This window comes from Streptomyces cinereospinus, assembly GCF_042430725.1.
Taxonomy (GTDB): domain Bacteria; phylum Actinomycetota; class Actinomycetes; order Streptomycetales; family Streptomycetaceae; genus Streptomyces; species Streptomyces cinereospinus.
In genome coordinates this window covers 37,901-55,026 of the sequence record NZ_JBHMCY010000001.1, presented here as the reverse complement: position 1 = coordinate 55,026, position 17,126 = coordinate 37,901, and the positions used below count along the sequence as shown (strand labels likewise).

Genomic DNA, 17,126 nt, shown 5'->3' with positions numbered 1-17,126 from the left:
CTGTTTCCCGTGCGTGGGCTCGTGTCCCGTGCGTGCCTGTTTCCCGTGCGTGGGCCCGTACCCCCTCGCGCGCCTGCTCCCCGTGCGTGGGCTCGTACCCCCTCGCGCGCATGGACGGGCATTACCCGCGTGGACGCGGCTCCCGCGTCCCGGTCTCATCCCCGCGCGCGGCGCACCCGCAACGCCACGAAGGCGAGCCCGAGGCCGAGGCCGATGAGCACCAGTCCGCTGCCCAACGGCAGGATCCGCAGCACCGGTTCGGTCACATCGGAGTCCGCGACCTGGTGCACGGACTCGTCCTCGTGCGGGTCCGCGCCCGGATCGGACGCCGACGGCGGTGCCGGTCCGTCCTCCTCGGCGCTCCGGCGGGTGGTCGCGGTCCCGGGCCACGGCTCCTCCGGCCGCCCCGGCCGCAGCCGCCCCTCACCGGCCCGGCTCCCGGCCCAGCTGGGCTCCACCGACGCCGAGGGGGAGGGCGAGCCGGAGCCGGACGGCTCCCCACTCGCCGCGGGCACCCTCCCGTCGTACGACGCCACGGTGCCGCACGTGAGCACGAGCGTGCTCACGGTCGCCCCCAGCACCACCCCCGCCGCACGCTCCACGTGCCGCCTTGGAGTCACGTCAGTGACCCCCTCCCGGAAAACAGGTCGCCACAATCGACGGGACAAGCCTCACATCGCTGATGGAGCACGGCATTCCGGACGCGGCCAAGTGGTGGTAATCGGCGGATCACGCTGCACGGGGGGCGCCTCGATGATGGGGTGGACGGGTGCGAGAGAATGACGGCATGGAGATGCCGAGCAACGAACGGTCGCCGGAGAACGCCCAGCGGATCCTGGTCGTGGGCCAGGACGGCATGGCACTGGGCGGCGGGGACGACGACTCCCACGAGACCCCGTTGACCGAGCAGGTCGAGCAGCCGGCCAAGGTGATGCGGATCGGCAGCATGATCAAGCAGCTCCTGGAGGAGGTGCGCGCGGCTCCGCTCGACGAGGCCAGCCGGGTCCGGCTCAAGGAGATCCACGCGAGCTCGGTCAAGGAGCTGGAGGACGGCCTGGCGCCGCAGCTGGTGGAGGAACTGGAACGGCTCTCCCTGCCGTTCACCGACGAGGGGACCCCCAGCGACGCCGAACTGCGCATCGCGCAGGCCCAGCTGGTCGGCTGGCTGGAGGGGCTCTTCCACGGGATCCAGACCACGCTGTTCGCCCAGCAGATGGCGGCGCGGGCCCAGCTGGAGCAGATGCGCCGCGCCCTCCCGCCGGGCCTCACCGCGGAGGGCGACGACCCCCGCACGGGCGGCCGCTCGGGCGGACCGTACCTGTAAGGCAAGCACCCACGAAGGGCCCGGCACACGCCGGGCCCTCTCTACTGAAGAGCTTTGCCGCGGACTGCTGAAGAGCTTCCCTACGACGCCGGGTACCCCGTGGACACCTCTAGCTCGATCTCCGGCATGTCCTGCGGGTCCACGTCCGTCCCGGCGGACGGGAACTGGTTCATCACCGTGCCGTCGCCGTACGTGTTCTCGTCGTAGTCCTTGACCTTCAGCTGCCAGCCCGCGGCCTGGAGGCACGCCTTGACCGACGTGATGTTCTTGAACTGGAAGTTCGGAATCCGGATCTTGTCGGGGTCGTTGTACGACTCCTCCGGCTCCGCGCACTCCTCCTGCTCGATCGTCTTGGTCGTGTCCGGCCCGCGGTAGCCCGCCATCTCGGTGGACGAGGCGGAGGTGCTCGCCGCGCCGCCCCCGCCCGGGGTGCCCCCGTCGCCGCCGTTGTTCAGCGCGAGGGCCGTGACGAGGCCGCCGACCGCGAGGAGGGCGACGACGACCGAGCCGATGACCACCGGCCGGTTGTTCCCGCCCCCGCTCGGGGGCGCCTGCGTCTGCGGCGAGATGGTGTACGGCGGCGGTGTTCCCGGCGGCTGCTGCGGCCCGTACCCGGCGTGCGGCGTCGGGTAGCCGCCCTGCTGCGGAAAGCCGTACGCCGGGGAGGGCGCCGGCGTGCCGTACGGGTTCGGCGTCGGGTGCGGCTGGTACGGCGTCTGGACGCCGCCCTGCGGCGGCGCCGGGGCGGCCTGGTCGACCGGCGGGAACACCGCGGAGCCGACGCCCGCGCCGCTCTGGGCCGGCGCGCCCGGCACGATGCTCGGCGGGGCCGCCTGGAAGGAGGCCGCCACGCGCAGGCACTCGCCGCGCATGGCGTCGGCCGTCGGGAAACGCTCGTTCGGGTTCTTCTTGAGCGCACGGGCGATCAGCGCGTCCACGGCCGGCGGCAGCGAGCGGTTGATCGAGGACGCGGCCGGCGGTTCCTCCTGCACGTGCGCGTACGCGATGGCCAGCGGCGAGTCCGCGTCGAACGGCAACCGCCCGGTGACCAGTTGGAACAGCATGATGCCGACCGAGTACAGGTCGGAGCGGGCGTCCACGCCGCGGCCCAGCGCCTGCTCCGGCGAGAGGTACTGCGGGGTGCCGACGACCATGCCAGTCTGGGTCATCGAGGTGACCCCGGACTGCATGGCGCGGGCGATGCCGAAGTCCATGACCTTGACCACACCACGCTTGGTCACCATCACGTTGCCCGGCTTGATGTCCCGGTGGACCAGGCCCATCTCGTGGCTGACTTCCAGCGCCGCGAGCACATCGGCGGTGACCTTCAACGCCTTGTCGACGGGCATCGCGCCGTACTGCCGCACGTCCTGGTCGAGCACCGAGCCGAGCGGGCGGCCCTCGACGTACTCCATGACGATGTACGGCGTCGGCATGCCGTCGCCCGCGGCGGCGCCGCCGTCGGACAGCGTGTCCTCGCCGGTGTCGAAGACCGAGACGATGTTGGTGTGCGTGAGTTTCGCCACGGCCTGCGCCTCGCGGCGGAACCGCTCGCGGAACGCCTGCTCGCGGCCCAGTTCGGTGTGCAGGGTCTTGATGGCGACCTGACGGTCGAGCACGGCGTCGTAGGCGAGGTGCACCGAGGCCATGCCGCCCTGGCCGAGCAAGTCGCGCAGCTGATAGCGGCCACCGGCGAGAGCCCGCCCCGCGTACCGGCCCTGCGCGCCGTCCTGGCTCATGTTCCCGTATCCCCCGTAAGCCGTCAGGCGCCGTTGATCCACAGTGCGATTACCGGCCAAGTCTGCCCCAGGGCACTGACACGTCAAGCTCGGTGCCCGTTCCGTGACCGTACGCGCAAGAAGCGTCGCGGAAGCGTTACAGCGGCCGTACGGCCGGTGCGCAGGATTTGCACGACGCGACGGCACGGGGGTTTGATGGCCGGTTCCACGGCCCGCCCGTCCCGGACCGGTCCCGGTCCCCTGCCCGGACCGGTGGCTTGCGTGAAGGCTGTAGCGTGGCCGACGGAGACCGTGACAACACCGCGCGCACCGCGGGCAGAAACGACGGCGAGGACCGATGGCACAGCAGCAGCGCGCTCAGGGCCCGTCCGACCCCGAGGCGACTGGCGGCGGGATGTCAGATGCGCCGGAGACGTGGGGTAATGGCGGGCTGGTCGGGGACGGCCGATATCGGCTGACCCGCAGGCTCGGCCGGGGCGGCATGGCCGAGGTGTTCGCGGCCGAGGACGTACGCCTCGGCCGTACCGTGGCGGTCAAGCTGCTGCGCGCCGACCTCGCCGAGGACCCGGTCTCCAAGGCCCGCTTCACGCGCGAGGCCCAGTCGGTGGCCGGCCTCAACCACCACGCGATCGTCGCCGTGTACGACTCCGGCGAGGACTTCGTGGGCGGCCAGTCGGTGCCGTACATCGTGATGGAGATCGTCGAGGGCCGCACCATCCGCGACCTCCTGCACAACGCCGAGGCGCCCGGCCCGGAGCAGGCCCTGATCATCGTCTCCGGCGTCCTGGAGGCGCTGGCCTACTCGCACCAGCACGGCATCGTGCACCGCGACATCAAGCCGGCCAACGTCATCATCACGCACAACGGCGCCGTGAAGGTGATGGACTTCGGCATCGCCCGCGCCCTGCACGGCGCGTCCACGACGATGACGCAGACCGGCATGGTCATGGGCACCCCGCAGTACCTCTCCCCGGAGCAGGCGCTCGGCAAGGCCGTCGACCACCGCTCCGACCTGTACGCGACCGGCTGCCTGCTGTACGAACTGCTCGCGCTGCGCCCGCCGTTCGTCGGTGAGACCCCGCTGTCGGTGGTCTACCAGCACGTTCAGGACATCCCGACCCCGCCGTCCGAGATGTCCGAGAACTCCCCGCCGGAGCTGGACGGCCTGGTGATGCGCTCCCTGGCCAAGGAGCCCGACGACCGCTTCCAGACCGCCGAGGAGATGCGCGGACTGGTCCAGTACGCGCTCCAGATGCTGTACGACCAGGGCGGCCACACCGGCACCTGGAACACCGGCCCCGTCGCCGCGCACGACCCCGGGAGGACCCCGGCGATGGGCCTGGCGGGTACGGCCGTGCTGCCGAACTCGGTCGAGGGCACCACCCAGATCCCGCAGCCGATCATCTCGGGCTACGGCGGCCGCGACGACGGCGGTTTCGAGGGCCACGGCAACCGGGGCAGCGGCCGCGGCAAGCTGTGGATCCTCGCCGCGTTCGCGGTGATCGCCATCGTGGCCGGTGTCGCGCTCGCGCTGAACAACGGCGGCGGTGGCGGCGGCGGGACGACCCCGTCGCCGACCAGTTCGCGGAGCACCGGGGACGAGACGTCCAGCGAGTCGCCGAGCGACGAGGCGACCGACGAGTCCACGGACACCTCCACCGAGGACAGCGGCAACTCCGGCTCCGGCTGGGGCGACTACACGCCGTCGTACACGCCGTCCCCGTCCTACAGCGAGGGGCCGACGGACGAGCCGACGAACACCACGCCGAGCGAGACCGGGGGGAGCACGGACACGGGCGGCACGGACACGGGCGGTACCGACACGGGCGGCACGGACACCGGCGGTACCGACACGGGCGGCACGGACACCGGCGGGACCGACACGGGCGGCACGGACACCGGCGGGACCGACACGGGTGGGACCGACACCGGTGGCACGGACACCGGTGGCACGGACACCGGTGGCACCGACGGGGGCGTCATCAGCGGCGCCGACGGCGGCGGCGGCCTCTGAGCCGCTCCCGCGCGGGCCTCACGCCGCGAACGCCCCGCACACCGCGTCGTACTCCCGCGTCCACCACACGGCCAGCGCCGAGGCGGCCGGGAACTGGGGGTCGGCGCGGGTGTCGCCGCGTTCGTAGTGCCAGCGCAGCATCCAGAAGTCGTTGAGCCGCTCCCACCACACCCGGTGCACCGCCGCGGCGAGCTCCGCGTGCGTGGCCGCCGCCGCCCGCCGGTACGCGCGCGCGTAGGCGCGCACCTTGGGCAGGTCCAGGGTCCCGGCGGGCCGGACGAAGAAGATCGCGGCGGCGCGTACGGCCTCCTCCGCGCGGGGCTGCACGCCGAGCCGGTCCCAGTCGACGATCGCGGCCGGCGCGTCCCCCCGGTAGAGCAGGTTGAACGGGTGGAAGTCGCCGTGCACCCAGCCCACCGAGCCACCGCGCGGAGGGCGCCGGTCCGCGTGCCGCTCCAGCAGCGCGCGCCGTTCCAGGAGGCGGTGGCGGGCCAGCTCGTCGAAGCAGCCGGCGGGGCGGTGCCGGCGTACGCGCGCGAGGAGGTCGTCGATCAGGCCGAAGGTGTCGGCGGGGTCGGCGCTCTCCACGGGGTGCGGGCCGGCGGCCGACGGGGTGCGTCCCATGGGCGGCATCACCCGCTCCAGGGTCGCGTGCACCGCGCCCAGCAGGGCTCCCAGGCGCGCGCTCTGACCGGTGCTGAGCTGCCCGCCGTGCCGGTGCCGGCCGTCGATCCACGGGTGCAGGGCGTAGGCGTGACCGCCCACCACCGTGACCGTACGGCCGTCGCGCCCGGCCAGCGGCGGGGCCACCGGGACGCCGAGGTCGGCCAGCCGCTGGGTGGCCCGGTGCCGGCGCTCGATGGCGGCCGGGTCGGCGGTGTCCGGGTCGAAGTGGTGCTTGAGGAAGTAGCGGCCGCGGGTGGTGCGGAGCCGGTAGCCCCGGTTGAGCAGGCCCTGGTCGACGGGGTCGCAGGTGAGGGCCGAGCCGGCGGCGTAGCGGCTCAGGAGGGCGCTCAGCGGGGGCGCGTGGGGCATGGCGGGTGGTACACAAGGGCGCGGCACGCGCCAGATGCTAGGGCACCCCGCCGGACGGGTGAGCTGGGCGTTGTCACAGAAAGTCGTCAGTGGTCGCTTTCGGTCACAAGAGTGGACATAAGCGTGGTCACTGATGCGCGGCCTGCAGACGGGCCGCGAATGCGGCAGCCTGGGCACGCCGGTGCCCGCCCGCGCCGGACGGTGGCGGTACCCGGATTTTTCCGTCTTCGCGTACAAGGCGGGTCTCACACGCCGACTCTTCCCGTGACCTGGGTGAGCGGGATAACGTGCCGGTGTTCCGGCCCCCTGCAAGGCTGTGACCTGGGCCCCTGCCCGGCGTGTCGATTTACTTGGATTTCCAAGCAAAAACGCAGGTCAGAAGGGGTTTCACAGAAATGTGGAGCACTGGGTAACGTGACTGTTGCAGGGCGCTCGCCGGGGCACCTGTCACGCCTGTTCCGGCCGAGTGGCACCCACCCCGTGCCCGGGGTCGGAACAGGTGAGCCGCACTGGCCTGCCCGGCGATCCCGGGGGCCGGACCGACGGAGGAGCACACGTGACCGTGGAGAGCACTGCCGCGCGCAAGCCGCGACGCAGCGCCGGAGGCAAAGCCGGCACCAAGCGCACCACCCGCACCACCGCAGAGGGCACCGAGCCCGGACTCGTCCAGTTGCTGACGCCCGAGGGTGAGCGCGTCAAGAACGCCGAGTACGAGCGGTACGTCGCCGACGTCACCCCCGAAGAGCTCCGCGGCCTCTACCGCGACATGGTGCTCACCCGTCGCTTCGACGCCGAGGCGACCGCACTGCAGCGCCAGGGCGAGCTGGGCCTGTGGGCCTCGCTGCTCGGCCAGGAGGCCGCCCAGATCGGCTCCGGCCGCGCCCTGCGCGACGACGACTACGTCTTCCCGACCTACCGCGAGCACGGCGTGGCCTGGTGCCGCGGCGTCGACCCGACCAACCTGCTCGGCATGTTCCGCGGGGTCAACAACGGCGGCTGGGACCCGAACGGCAACAACTTCCACCTCTACACGATCGTCATCGGCTCCCAGACCCTGCACGCCACCGGCTACGCGATGGGCGTCGCCAAGGACGGCGCGGACTCGGCGGTCGTCGCCTACTTCGGCGACGGCGCCTCCAGCCAGGGCGACGTCGCCGAGTCGTTCACCTTCTCGGCGGTCTACAACGCCCCCGTGGTGTTCTTCTGCCAGAACAACCAGTGGGCGATCTCCGAGCCGACCGAGAAGCAGACCCGCGTCCCGCTCTACCAGCGCGCGCAGGGCTACGGCTTCCCCGGCGTCCGCGTCGACGGAAACGACGTCCTGGCCTGCCTCGCGGTGACCAAGTGGGCGCTGGAGCGGGCCCGCAGCGGCGAGGGACCGACGCTGGTCGAGGCGTACACGTACCGCATGGGCGCCCACACCACCTCCGACGACCCCACCCGCTACCGGCACGACGACGAGCGCGCCGCCTGGGAGGCCAAGGACCCGATCCTGCGCCTGCGCCGCCACCTGGAGTCCGCACACCACACGGACGAGGGATTCTTCGCGGAACTGGAGGCCGAGAGCGAGGCGTTGGGCAGGCGAGTGCGCGAATCGGTCCGTGCCATGCCGGACCCGGACCGCTTCGCCATCTTCGAGAACGCGTACGCGGACGGGCACGCGCTCGTCGACGAGGAGCGCGCCCGGTTCGCCGCCTACCAGGCGTCGTTCGCGGACGTAGAGGGGGTCTGAACATGGCTGTGGAGAAGATGGCCCTGGCCAAGGCGATCAACGAGTCGCTGCGCCGCGCCCTGGAGACCGACCCCAAGGTCGTCATCATGGGCGAGGACGTCGGCAAGCTCGGCGGTGTGTTCCGGGTGACCGACGGCCTGCAGAAGGACTTCGGCGAGAGCCGCGTCATCGACACCCCGCTCGCCGAGTCCGGCATCGTCGGCACCGCGATCGGCCTGGCCCTGCGCGGCTACCGCCCCGTCGTCGAGATCCAGTTCGACGGTTTCGTCTTCCCGGCGTACGACCAGATCGTGACGCAGCTCGCGAAGATGCACGCGCGCTCGCTGGGCACGGTCAAGCTGCCGGTCGTCATCCGCATCCCCTACGGCGGCGGCATCGGCGCGGTCGAACACCACTCGGAGTCCCCCGAGTCGCTCTTCGCGCACGTGGCGGGTCTGAAGGTCGTCTCCCCGTCCAACGCCTCGGACGCCTACTGGATGATGCAGCAGGCGATCCAGAGCGACGACCCGGTGATCTTCTTCGAGCCCAAGCGGCGCTACTGGGACAAGGGCGAGGTCAGCACGGAGGCGATCCCCGGCCCGCTGCACAAGGCCCGGGTCACCCGCGAGGGCACCGACCTCACGCTCGCCGCGTACGGCCCGATGGTGAAGCTCTGCCACGAGGCCGCGGACGCGGCCGCCGAGGAGGGCAAGTCGCTGGAGGTCCTCGACCTGCGCTCGATCTCGCCCCTGGACTTCGACTCCGTCCAGGCGTCGGTCGAGAAGACGCGCCGCCTGGTCGTCGTCCACGAGGCGCCGGTCTTCTTCGGCTCCGGCGCGGAGATCGCCGCCCGGATCACCGAGCGGTGCTTCTACCACCTGGAGGCCCCGGTGCTCAGGGTCGGCGGCTACCACGTCCCCTATCCGCCGGCCCGCCTGGAGGAGGAGTACCTGCCGGGCCTGGACCGCGTGCTCGACGCCGTCGACCGCTCGCTGGCGTACTGAGGAGAGGGGCGTGACGACGATGACGGAAGCGTCCGTGCGCGAGTTCAAGATGCCCGACGTGGGCGAGGGCCTGACCGAGGCCGAGATCCTCAAGTGGTACGTCCGGCCCGGCGACACGGTCACGGACGGCCAGGTCGTCTGCGAGGTGGAGACGGCGAAGGCGGCGGTGGAGCTGCCGATCCCCTACGACGGCGTGGTGCACGCGCTGCACTTCCCCGAGGGCACCACGGTCGACGTCGGCACGTCGATCATCGCGGTGGACGTCGGCGGTGGCGGGGCGGCCGCGCCGCAGGCGCCCGCCGAGCCGGCCGAGGAGCCGAAGCAGGAGGGCCGCCGGCCGGTCCTGGTGGGGTACGGCGTGTCCGCCTCCGCCACCAAGCGCCGCCCGCGCAAGGGCCCGGAGGTGCCGGTCCAGCCCGCCTCCGCCGCCGTCCAGCCCGAGCCGAACGGCCACGGCGGGCAGGGCACCCCGGCTCCGGCCGCACCGGCGCCCGCCGCCCACGCCCCGGCCACCGCGGTCCCGCAGCGGCGCCCCCTCGCCAAGCCGCCGGTGCGCAAGCTGGCGAAGGACCTCGGCGTCGACCTGGCGACGGTCACCCCGACCGGTCCGGACGGCATCGTCACGCGCCAGGACGTGCACGCGGCGGCGGCTCCGACGGCGGCTCCCGAGCCGGCGGCGCCGACGCCGGTCGCGGCACCCGCCGCCCACGCCCCGGCCGCCGTGCCCCCGTACGGCACGGCGCGCGAGACCCGCGTGCCGGTCAAGGGGGTCCGCAGGGCCACCGCCGCCGCGATGGTCGGCTCGGCCTTCACCGCGCCGCACGTCACCGAGTTCGTGACGGTCGACGTGACGCGCACGATGAAGCTGGTCGAGGAGCTGAAGGAGGACACGGAGTTCGCGGGCCTGCGGGTCAACGCGCTGCTGCTGGTCGCCAAGGCGCTGCTGGTGGCGATCCGGCGCAACCCGGACATCAACGCGTCCTGGGACGAGGCCGCCCAGGAGATCGTGCTCAAGCACTACGTCAACCTGGGCATCGCGGCGGCCACCCCGCGCGGCCTGATCGTGCCGAACATCAAGGACGCGCACGACAAGACCCTGCCGGAGCTGGCCGCGTCGCTCGGCGAGCTGGTCGCCACCGCCCGCGAGGGCAGGACCTCCCCGGGGGCGATGCAGGGCGGCACGGTCACCATCACCAACGTCGGGGTCTTCGGCGTCGACACCGGCACGCCGATCCTCAACCCCGGCGAGTCCGCGATCCTCGCGGTCGGCGCGATCAAGCTCCAGCCGTGGGTCCACAAGGGCAAGGTCAAGCCCCGCCAGGTCATGACGCTGGCGCTCAGCTTCGACCACCGGCTGGTCGACGGCGAGCTGGGGTCCAAGGTGCTGGCGGACGTGGCGGCGATCCTGGAGCAGCCGAAGCGGCTGATCACCTGGGCGTAGCGGAGCCGCCGGCCGCCGCGCGACGGACCGGGGGCGGGAGTCGCGTACCCCGCAGGGGGTGCACGGCTCCCGCCCCCGGCATGTCCGGTTCCGCTCAGCCCAGGCGGGCGAAGCCGTAGTTGAGCAGCCTCTTCGCGTCCGCCTCGCGCTGGGCCGCGGAGGTGGAGGTGAGGACCGTGCCGATGACGGTCTTGCCGTTGCGGGTGGCGGCGAAGACGAGGCAGTACTTGGCGATGCTGCCGGAGCCGGTCTTCACGCCGATAGCGCCGCTGTAGTTGCTGAGCAGCGTGTTGGTGTTGGTCCAGGTGTAGTAGCGGTAGCCGTTGTTCGCGGTGGTGACCTTCTGCTTCGTGGACTTCGTCTTCACGAGCGCGCGGAAGGTCGCGTTCTTCATCGAGTTGCTGGCGAGCTTCGTCAGGTCGCGCGGCGTGGAGTAGTTCGAGCCGTTGCTGATGCCGTCGAACGAGTCGAACTTCGTGTTGGTCATGCCGAGCTGACGGGCCGTGGTGTTCATCTTGCCGATGAACGAGCTCACACGCGCGGCCCGGGTCGTCCCGGTGCCGAACTTGTCCGCGAGCGCGTAGGCGGCGTCGCAGCCGGACGGCAGCATCAGCCCGTAGAGCAGCTGGCGGACGGTGACCTTGTCGCCGACGATCAGGCGGGCCGAGGAGGCGTTCTTCGACACGATGTAGTCGCTGTACGCCTTCTGGACCGTGACCTTGGCGTCGAGGTTCAGGTTCGGCTGGGACAGCACCACCTTGGCGGTCATGATCTTCGTCGTGGAGCCGGTGGCGCGCTTGGTGTCGGCCGCCTTGGTGTACAGCGTCGCGCCGTTGGCGTTGTTCATGAGGTAGCCGCCCGCGGCGACGATCGTCGGCGCGGTGACGGCCTGCGCGGGTGCCGCGGTGAGGGCTCCGGTGGTGAACACGGCGCCGGCCGTCGCGGTGACGGCGACGGCTCTGCGGATGCGGACGCCCTTGATGCCGTTTATCAACTGAGATACCCCGAATACGTCGAATGCCCCTGTGGCGCGGCCGAGTTGGACGGGAGTGCAGCAGGCCGCACCTGTGTGACACGTGACGGGCACGGATGGTTGTGCGCCGACTGGGTCACGGCGGGAAACTTCCGCGGAAGCGCGGGGCGGGCGCCGGCGCGCCCCGGACGGGGTCCGCATGCTGGACCGTCCCCCCTATGCGTACGTGTTGTATCTATCCTGTCGGCATGACCCTGGCCGCCGTGAGGCAACCCCCTGCCGCCGACCGCGTCTACACCCATGTCAAGCAAGGTGTCCTGGAACGCCGTTACGAAGGCGGCACCCTCCTCACCGAGGGGGAGCTGGCCGACGCCGTCGGGGTCTCGCGCACACCGGTGCGCGAGGCGCTGCTGCGGCTGGAGGCCGAGGGCCTGATCAGGCTGTACCCGAAGAAGGGCGCCCTGGTCCTGCCGGTCTCCGCGCAGGAGATCGCGGACGTGGTCGAGACCCGCCTGCTGGTGGAGGAGCACGCCGCGCGCAAGGCCGTACCGGCGTCCTCCGGGCTCATCGGGCGCCTTGAGGAGCTGCTGGAGCGGCAGCGCGAGCAGGCCGCCGCCGGGGACCTGGCCGGCGCCGCCGTCACCGACCGCTGCTTCCACGCCGAGATCGTGCGCAGCGGCGGCAACGAGATCCTGTCCCGGCTCTACGACCAGCTGCGCGACCGGCAGTTGCGGATGGGCGTCGCCGTGATGCACTCCCACCCCGACCGGATCGCCAAGACGCTCAGCGAGCACCAGGAGATCCTGGACGCCCTGCGCGCCGGGGACCCGGACGCGGCCGTCGACGTGGTCCACCGGCACATCGGCTGGTTCTCGCACCTGGCGCGGGGTGAGGTGCGATGACCTCTGCTTCGGTGTCCCTGCCCGGAGACCCGCCCGGCGGCCGGCGCGCCGTCGCCGTCTGGGGCGTGGGCGTCTCGGTCTACTTCGTCGCCGTCATCTTCCGCACCTCGCTGGGGGTCGCTGGCCTGGACGCCGCCGACCGCTTCGACGTGGGCGCCTCCGCGCTGTCGACGTTCTCCATCCTCCAGCTGCTGGTCTACGCCGGGATGCAGATACCCGTCGGCCTGCTGGTCGACCGGCTCGGCACCAAGAAGGTGCTCGGGCTGGGCGTCGTGCTGTTCACGGTCGGGCAGCTGGGCTTCGCCCTGTCCCCCTCGTACGGCACGGCGCTCGCCTCGCGGGCGCTGCTGGGCTGCGGGGACGCGATGACGTTCATCAGCGTGCTGCGGCTGGGCACCCGCTGGTTCCCGGCCCGGCGCGGCCCGCTGGTCGCGCAGCTCGCCGGGCTGGCCGGCATGGCCGGCAACCTGGTCTCCACCCTCGTCCTCGCCCGGCTGCTGCACGGCATCGGCTGGACGGCCGCGTTCGCGGGCAGCGCGCTCGCCGGCGTGGTGGTCTTCGTGCTGCTCCTGCTGTTCCTGAGGGACCACCCCGAGGGACACGAGCCGGAACCGGTGCCGCACCTGGGGGCCGCGTACGTCCGACGGCAGATCGCCGCGTCCTGGCGGGAGCCGGGGACCCGGCTGGGGCTGTGGGTGCACTTCACGACCCAGTTCCCGGCGATGGTGTTCCTGCTGCTGTGGGGACTGCCCTTCCTGGTCGAGGCGCAGGGGCTGTCCCGGGCCACGGCCGGTGAGCTGCTCACCCTGGTCGTGCTGTCGAACATGGCGGTCGGACTGGTCTACGGCCAGATCGTCGCCCGGCACCACGGGGCGCGGCTGCCGCTGGCGCTCGGGACGGTGGGGGCGACGTCGCTGCTGTGGGCCGCGACGGTGTTCTACCCGGCCGACCGGGCGCCGGCGTGGCTGCTGGTCGCGTTGTGCGCGGTGCTCGGCGCGTGCGGGCCGGCCTCGATGATCGGGTTCGACTTCGCCCGTCCGGCCAATCCGCCGGAGCGCCAGGGGACGGCGTCCGGGATCACCAACATGGGCGGTTTCGTCGCCTCCATGACCACGCTGTTCGCGGTGGGCGCGCTGCTGGACGCCACCGGCGACGACTACACGGTGGCCTTCTCGTCCGTGTTCGTGCTCCAGGCGCTGGGGGTCTCGCAGGTGCTGCGACTGCGCAAGCGGGCGGCGCGGCGGGAACGCGAGCGGTTGGTCGCCAGCCGGGTGGAGACGGTGCACGTCCCCGCCTAGACGACGCCTGGACGCCGGGCGGGGGTGTCCGGCACGCGGCGTTGAGCGGCGGGCGCCGAGGATCCGATGCGGGCGTCGAGAGCCGGGTGCCAGGTGCCGGGTGCCGGGGATCCGGTGGTGCGGTCCGGTGCGCGGCGCCGCACGGCGGGTGGGTGGGGCCGCGCTGAGGGTGTCCAGCGGGCGGTGGGTGGCGCCGTGGGGCGTCCGGCGAGCGGTGGGGGGCGGCTGGTGGGGGCGCCGCGGGGGCGTCCCGGGGGCTGTCGCCCCCGGACTCGTACCGCCCGCCGCCTACTGCGTCACCGGGAAGTTGCGCAGGATGGCCGCCGTCAGCTCCGGGTCGCCCTCCGACTTGACCCGGTCCGCGACCGCCTCGGGCGTCACGCGGCCGCAGGCCAGGCGGACGTAGGTCTCCCAGTCGAGGGTGAGGGTGGCGGCGGGGCCGAGGGCCGGGGCCGTCTCCAGGGTGCCGCGTCCCTGGATGTCGACGCGGATGGTGCGCAGGAACTCGACGGGGCCGTGCACGTCGAAGACGACCGCCGAGCTGCGCGGCGCGTTCGCCTTGGCGGCGACGACGTCCGGGAGCGCGGCCAGCAGGACGTCCCGGGCGACGTGGGCGCCGGGGGAGTCGAGGTTGCCGGGGCGGCCGAGGGCGGCGCGCAGGTCCTGCTCGTGCGCCCACACGTCGAACGCGTGGCCCCGCATCGACTCCTCCAGCGTCAGTTCCCTGCCGAGCGGGCCGCGCACCTTGGTGCCGGGGTCGCGCGACTCGTTGCGCAGCTGGCGGTTGCGCCGGATGATCGTGTACTCCAGCTCGGAGGTCATCTCCGGCGCCGTGTGGTGGCGGCGTACGTCGACCTGCATCTCCATGTAGCGCTGGTGGTCGTTGGTGACGTGGAACAGGTCGCGCGGAAGGGCGTGGATCGGGCGCGGATCGCCGAGCATCTCGCAGTCCAGGCCGATCACATGCGAGACGACGTCCCGCACGGACCAGCCGGGGCACGGGGTCCGCCGGTTCCACTCGCCCTCGACAAGGGGCTGCACCAGCTCGGATATCGCTTCGATGGAGTGGGTCCAGGCGTCGGCGTAGGGCTGGAGGGTGGGATGCAGACTCACGGAACGGGACCCCTCGGCGGTCGGTACACGGGCAGTTTGTGGCGGCGGTGCCAGTGGGAGGTGGCTGCACTCGGCGGGTGTCTTGGGACTCCCCCGGTTCTCGGCTGCGCTCGAACAGGGGGGACCCCCAAGCTACGCTGCTGTGAGGCAGCCCGGCAGTGGTTTCGTGTGACGATCGTAGGCCTGTGTGGACGGATCGAATGCCAGGACGGTGGTAGTGTGCGCGCCTCTCTGATCCAGATCGCCGTAGACGAGGGCGAATCGGTCGAGGAACGTCGGCAGCGGGCGGTCTCGCTGGTGCGGGAGCAGGTCGGCGCCGACCTCGTGGTGCTGCCGGAGCTGTGGACGACGGGAGCCTTCGCCCACGAGGAGTTCGGCCCGGAGGCCGAGCCGATCGAGGGGCCGACGTACGAGGCCATGGCCAAGGCCGCCAGCGACGCGGGCGTGTGGCTGCACGCCGGCTCGATCCCCGAGCGCGACCCCGAGGGGCCGCTCTACAACACCTCGCTCGTCTTCTCCCCCTCCGGTGATCTGGTCGCCGCGTACCGCAAGATCCATCGCTTCGGTTTCGACAAGGGCGAGGCCGTGCTGATGGGGGCGGGCGACGACCTGGTGACCGTCCGGATGCCGGGCGCGACCACGCTCGGCCTGGCGACCTGCTACGACCTCCGTTTCCCCGAGCTGTTCCGCGGGCTCGTCGACGTGGGGGCCGAGACCTTCGTGGTCCCGGCCGGGTGGCCGGAGCGCCGGCGCTCCCACTGGACGCTGCTGGCCCGGGCGCGGGCGGTGGAGAACCAGGCCTTCGTCCTCGCGTGCGCGACGGCCGGGACGCACGCCGGAGTTCCGCAGTCCGGCCACTCGATCGTGGTCGACCCGTGGGGCGAGGTGCTGGCGGAGGCCGGCGCGGGCGAGGAGGTCCTCACGGTGGAGTACGAACCCGGCGAGGTGGCGGCGGTCCGGGAGCGGTTCCCGGTGCTGAAGGACCGGGTGCTGGGCCTGGAGCGGCCCCGGCGCCGCAGCGCGGCCGAACCGCACCGGGGCAGGCCCTAGCTGGGAGACCCCTGGCGGGCGCCTGCCGCGGCACTAGTCGTCCTCCCGCTCCTTGTCCGCCAGATGGATCACGCACACCGCCACCGCGATCAGCAGCGCCGGGTCCGCGTCGTCCCGGACGACGTCCACGCCGTACGTCTCGCGCACGTGCAGGAAGCGGCGGGAGACCACGGCGAGCAGTTCGCCGTCGTACTCGACGGCGAACTCGCGGTCGAGGATCCTGCCGCTGACGTCGAGCTCGGTGCCGTCGACCAGGCTCACCCGGTAGTGGTTGCGCAGCAGCGACAGCCGCTTGCGCCTGATCCGGGCCAGCGGCTCGCCGTCCCGCTCGATCAGCATCGTGTCGCGCAGGGCGAACATCTTCTGCCGGATGTCGGCCAGCACCCGCCCCTGGGTGTCCTTCAGCTCGAAGGTGTCCCGCAGCCGCATGGCCTTGCCGTCCACGAGGAAGACCCTCTCGCCCCTGTCGTTCTCGATCCAGTAGTCGTCACCGAGGCCGAGGAGCCGTTCGCGTACCAGGAATCTCATGCCATGAGCGGTTCCCCGGCGGCCGGTCCGAAACGCCGCCGGTAGGCCGAGGGGCTGAGCCCGGTCGCGCGCCGCAGCCGCGCCCGCAGGTTCGCCGCCGTGCCCAGCCCGCTGCGCGCGGCCACCACGTCCAGCCGCTCCTCGCCGCGTTCGATCAGCCGGCACGCCAGCGCCACCCGCTCCCCGGTCAGCCACGCCAGCGGGGTCGTGCCGAGCTGGGTCCGGAAGCGCCGGTGGAGCGTGGCGGGCGACACGGCGGCCCGCGCCGCCAGCTCCGCCACGGTCAGCGGCTCGCCGAGCCGCTCCTGCGCCCACGCCAGCAGCGGGCCCAGGGACTCGTCCGGCACCTCGGGCACCGGCCGCTCCACGAACTGCTTCTGGCCGCCGTCCCGGTGCGCGGCGAACACCAGCCGCCGGGAGACGGCGTTGGCGATCTCGGCGCCGTGGTCCCGGCGCAGGACGTGCAGCCCGAGGTCGAGTGCGGCCGCGCTGCCCGCGGCGGTCAGGATGTCGCCGTCGTCGACGAAGAGCACGTCCGGCTCCAGCCGCACCCGCGGATGCAGCTGCCGGAACGCCTCGGCCCACATCCAGTGCGTGGTGGCCCGCCGCCCGTCCAGCAGCCCGGCCTCGGCGAGCGCGAAGCTGCCGGTGCAGAAGCTCAGGATCCGTGCCCCGCGCGCGTGGGCACGCCGGATGGCGTCGAGCACGGGCGCGGAACGCGGTGCGATGTTGTCGGGCCGCCCCGGCACGACGAGCGTGTCGGCGCCATCGACGGCATCGAGACCCGCCGTACCCGCCATGACGAAGAACCCGTGGTTTATCCGCACCTCGGGTGCGGGCGTGCACAGCACCACCTCGTACAGCGGTCCCGGCAGCCCCAGCTCGGGCCGCGGCAGCCCGAACAGCTCGGTGGCGACACCCACCTCGAACGGATTGGTGCCCTCGTCGACGACGACGGCCACGCGATGCGGGTGAGACGATCGTTGCGCCATGT

Annotated in this window: 15 protein-coding genes; 8 read left to right on the top strand and 7 right to left on the bottom strand. The window is 72.5% G+C overall.

Annotated features, from left to right (window positions below; all coding sequences use genetic code 11):
- Positions 1-155: 155 nt before the first annotated feature.
- Positions 156-620: a hypothetical protein gene (locus ACFF45_RS00230; protein WP_381340182.1), complete on the bottom strand. Its 465-nt coding sequence runs from the start codon at positions 618-620 to the stop codon at positions 156-158.
- 167 nt (positions 621-787) lie between these two features.
- Between ACFF45_RS00230 and ACFF45_RS00225 the strand changes: the two genes are divergently transcribed.
- Positions 788-1,324 (top strand): bacterial proteasome activator family protein, encoded by a 537-nt coding sequence (locus ACFF45_RS00225; RefSeq protein WP_381340180.1) that lies wholly within the window; start codon positions 788-790, stop codon positions 1,322-1,324.
- An 80-nt stretch (positions 1,325-1,404) separates the two neighbouring features.
- On the opposite strand, the gene ACFF45_RS00220 is transcribed toward ACFF45_RS00225, so the two are convergent.
- Positions 1,405-3,063: a protein kinase domain-containing protein gene (locus ACFF45_RS00220; RefSeq protein WP_381340177.1), complete on the bottom strand. Its 1,659-nt coding sequence runs from the start codon at positions 3,061-3,063 to the stop codon at positions 1,405-1,407.
- A gap of 337 nt (positions 3,064-3,400) precedes the next feature.
- Here ACFF45_RS00220 and ACFF45_RS00215 point away from each other — a divergent pair, with 337 nt between their 5' ends.
- On the top strand, positions 3,401-5,077 hold the full coding sequence (locus ACFF45_RS00215) for a protein kinase domain-containing protein (protein ID WP_381340175.1): 1,677 nt from the start codon (positions 3,401-3,403) through the stop codon (positions 5,075-5,077).
- 18 nt (positions 5,078-5,095) lie between these two features.
- Here ACFF45_RS00215 and ACFF45_RS00210 read toward each other — a convergent pair whose 3' ends face one another.
- Positions 5,096-6,112: a phosphotransferase gene (locus ACFF45_RS00210; protein ID WP_381340172.1), complete on the bottom strand. Its 1,017-nt coding sequence runs from the start codon at positions 6,110-6,112 to the stop codon at positions 5,096-5,098.
- A gap of 556 nt (positions 6,113-6,668) precedes the next feature.
- Here ACFF45_RS00210 and pdhA point away from each other — a divergent pair.
- The 3 genes from pdhA to ACFF45_RS00195 are packed head-to-tail and all read left to right on the top strand — an operon-like array spanning position 6,669 to position 10,268.
- Positions 6,669-7,844: a pyruvate dehydrogenase (acetyl-transferring) E1 component subunit alpha gene (gene pdhA / locus ACFF45_RS00205; RefSeq protein WP_381340170.1), complete on the top strand. Its 1,176-nt coding sequence runs from the start codon at positions 6,669-6,671 to the stop codon at positions 7,842-7,844.
- Between the two features lie 2 nt (positions 7,845-7,846).
- Complete coding sequence (locus ACFF45_RS00200; RefSeq protein ID WP_381340168.1) at positions 7,847-8,827, top strand: alpha-ketoacid dehydrogenase subunit beta; 981 nt, start codon at positions 7,847-7,849, stop codon at positions 8,825-8,827.
- 10 nt (positions 8,828-8,837) lie between these two features.
- Positions 8,838-10,268 carry a dihydrolipoamide acetyltransferase family protein gene (locus ACFF45_RS00195; RefSeq protein ID WP_381340165.1) on the top strand — a complete coding sequence of 477 codons (1,431 nt, stop codon included), beginning with the start codon at positions 8,838-8,840 and terminating at the stop codon, positions 10,266-10,268.
- A 94-nt stretch (positions 10,269-10,362) separates the two neighbouring features.
- Here ACFF45_RS00195 and ACFF45_RS00190 read toward each other — a convergent pair whose 3' ends face one another.
- The gene (locus tag ACFF45_RS00190) at positions 10,363-11,262 is read right to left on the bottom strand and encodes a D-alanyl-D-alanine carboxypeptidase family protein (RefSeq protein WP_381340162.1); all 900 of its coding nucleotides are present in this window, start codon (positions 11,260-11,262) and stop codon (positions 10,363-10,365) included.
- A gap of 227 nt (positions 11,263-11,489) precedes the next feature.
- Here ACFF45_RS00190 and ACFF45_RS00185 point away from each other — a divergent pair, with 227 nt between their 5' ends.
- Together ACFF45_RS00185 and ACFF45_RS00180 are read left to right on the top strand one after the other, a co-directional pair.
- Positions 11,490-12,143, top strand: coding sequence for a GntR family transcriptional regulator (locus tag ACFF45_RS00185; RefSeq protein ID WP_381340160.1), 654 nt, complete (start codon positions 11,490-11,492; stop codon positions 12,141-12,143).
- Complete coding sequence (locus tag ACFF45_RS00180; RefSeq protein WP_381340157.1) at positions 12,140-13,441, top strand: MFS transporter; 1,302 nt, start codon at positions 12,140-12,142, stop codon at positions 13,439-13,441. Before ACFF45_RS00185 ends, ACFF45_RS00180 begins: the two co-directional genes overlap by 4 nt.
- Before the next feature lie 288 nt (positions 13,442-13,729).
- On the opposite strand, the gene ACFF45_RS00175 is transcribed toward ACFF45_RS00180, so the two are convergent.
- On the bottom strand, positions 13,730-14,554 hold the full coding sequence (locus ACFF45_RS00175) for a maleylpyruvate isomerase family mycothiol-dependent enzyme (RefSeq protein WP_381340154.1): 825 nt from the start codon (positions 14,552-14,554) through the stop codon (positions 13,730-13,732).
- A 219-nt stretch (positions 14,555-14,773) separates the two neighbouring features.
- Between ACFF45_RS00175 and ACFF45_RS00170 the strand changes: the two genes are divergently transcribed.
- Positions 14,774-15,604, top strand: a complete 831-nt coding sequence (locus ACFF45_RS00170; protein ID WP_381340151.1) for a carbon-nitrogen family hydrolase — start codon at positions 14,774-14,776, stop codon at positions 15,602-15,604.
- Between the two features lie 33 nt (positions 15,605-15,637).
- Here ACFF45_RS00170 and ACFF45_RS00165 read toward each other — a convergent pair whose 3' ends face one another.
- Together ACFF45_RS00165 and ACFF45_RS00160 are read right to left on the bottom strand one after the other, a co-directional pair.
- Positions 15,638-16,132: an LURP-one-related/scramblase family protein gene (locus tag ACFF45_RS00165; RefSeq protein ID WP_381340148.1), complete on the bottom strand. Its 495-nt coding sequence runs from the start codon at positions 16,130-16,132 to the stop codon at positions 15,638-15,640.
- Positions 16,129-17,124 carry a helix-turn-helix domain-containing protein gene (locus ACFF45_RS00160; protein WP_381340145.1) on the bottom strand — a complete coding sequence of 332 codons (996 nt, stop codon included), beginning with the start codon at positions 17,122-17,124 and terminating at the stop codon, positions 16,129-16,131. The genes ACFF45_RS00165 and ACFF45_RS00160 overlap by 4 nt, the downstream gene beginning before the upstream one ends.
- Positions 17,125-17,126: the final 2 nt, after the last annotated feature.

Bases quoted from the DNA above. Each gene is read 5' to 3' on its own strand.
- ACFF45_RS00225 (WP_381340180.1), top strand. From the start codon at position 788: ATGGAGATGCCGAGCAACGAACGGTCGCCGGAGAACGCCCAGCGGATC.
- ACFF45_RS00220 (WP_381340177.1), bottom strand. From the start codon at position 3,063: ATGAGCCAGGACGGCGCGCAGGGCCGGTACGCGGGGCGGGCTCTCGCC.
- ACFF45_RS00215 (WP_381340175.1), top strand. From the start codon at position 3,401: ATGGCACAGCAGCAGCGCGCTCAGGGCCCGTCCGACCCCGAGGCGACT.
- ACFF45_RS00210 (WP_381340172.1), bottom strand. From the start codon at position 6,112: ATGCCCCACGCGCCCCCGCTGAGCGCCCTCCTGAGCCGCTACGCCGCC.
- ACFF45_RS00200 (WP_381340168.1), top strand. From the start codon at position 7,847: ATGGCTGTGGAGAAGATGGCCCTGGCCAAGGCGATCAACGAGTCGCTG.
- ACFF45_RS00185 (WP_381340160.1), top strand. From the start codon at position 11,490: ATGACCCTGGCCGCCGTGAGGCAACCCCCTGCCGCCGACCGCGTCTAC.
- ACFF45_RS00180 (WP_381340157.1), top strand. From the start codon at position 12,140: ATGACCTCTGCTTCGGTGTCCCTGCCCGGAGACCCGCCCGGCGGCCGG.
- ACFF45_RS00165 (WP_381340148.1), bottom strand. From the start codon at position 16,132: ATGAGATTCCTGGTACGCGAACGGCTCCTCGGCCTCGGTGACGACTAC.
- ACFF45_RS00160 (WP_381340145.1), bottom strand. From the start codon at position 17,124: ATGGCGCAACGATCGTCTCACCCGCATCGCGTGGCCGTCGTCGTCGAC.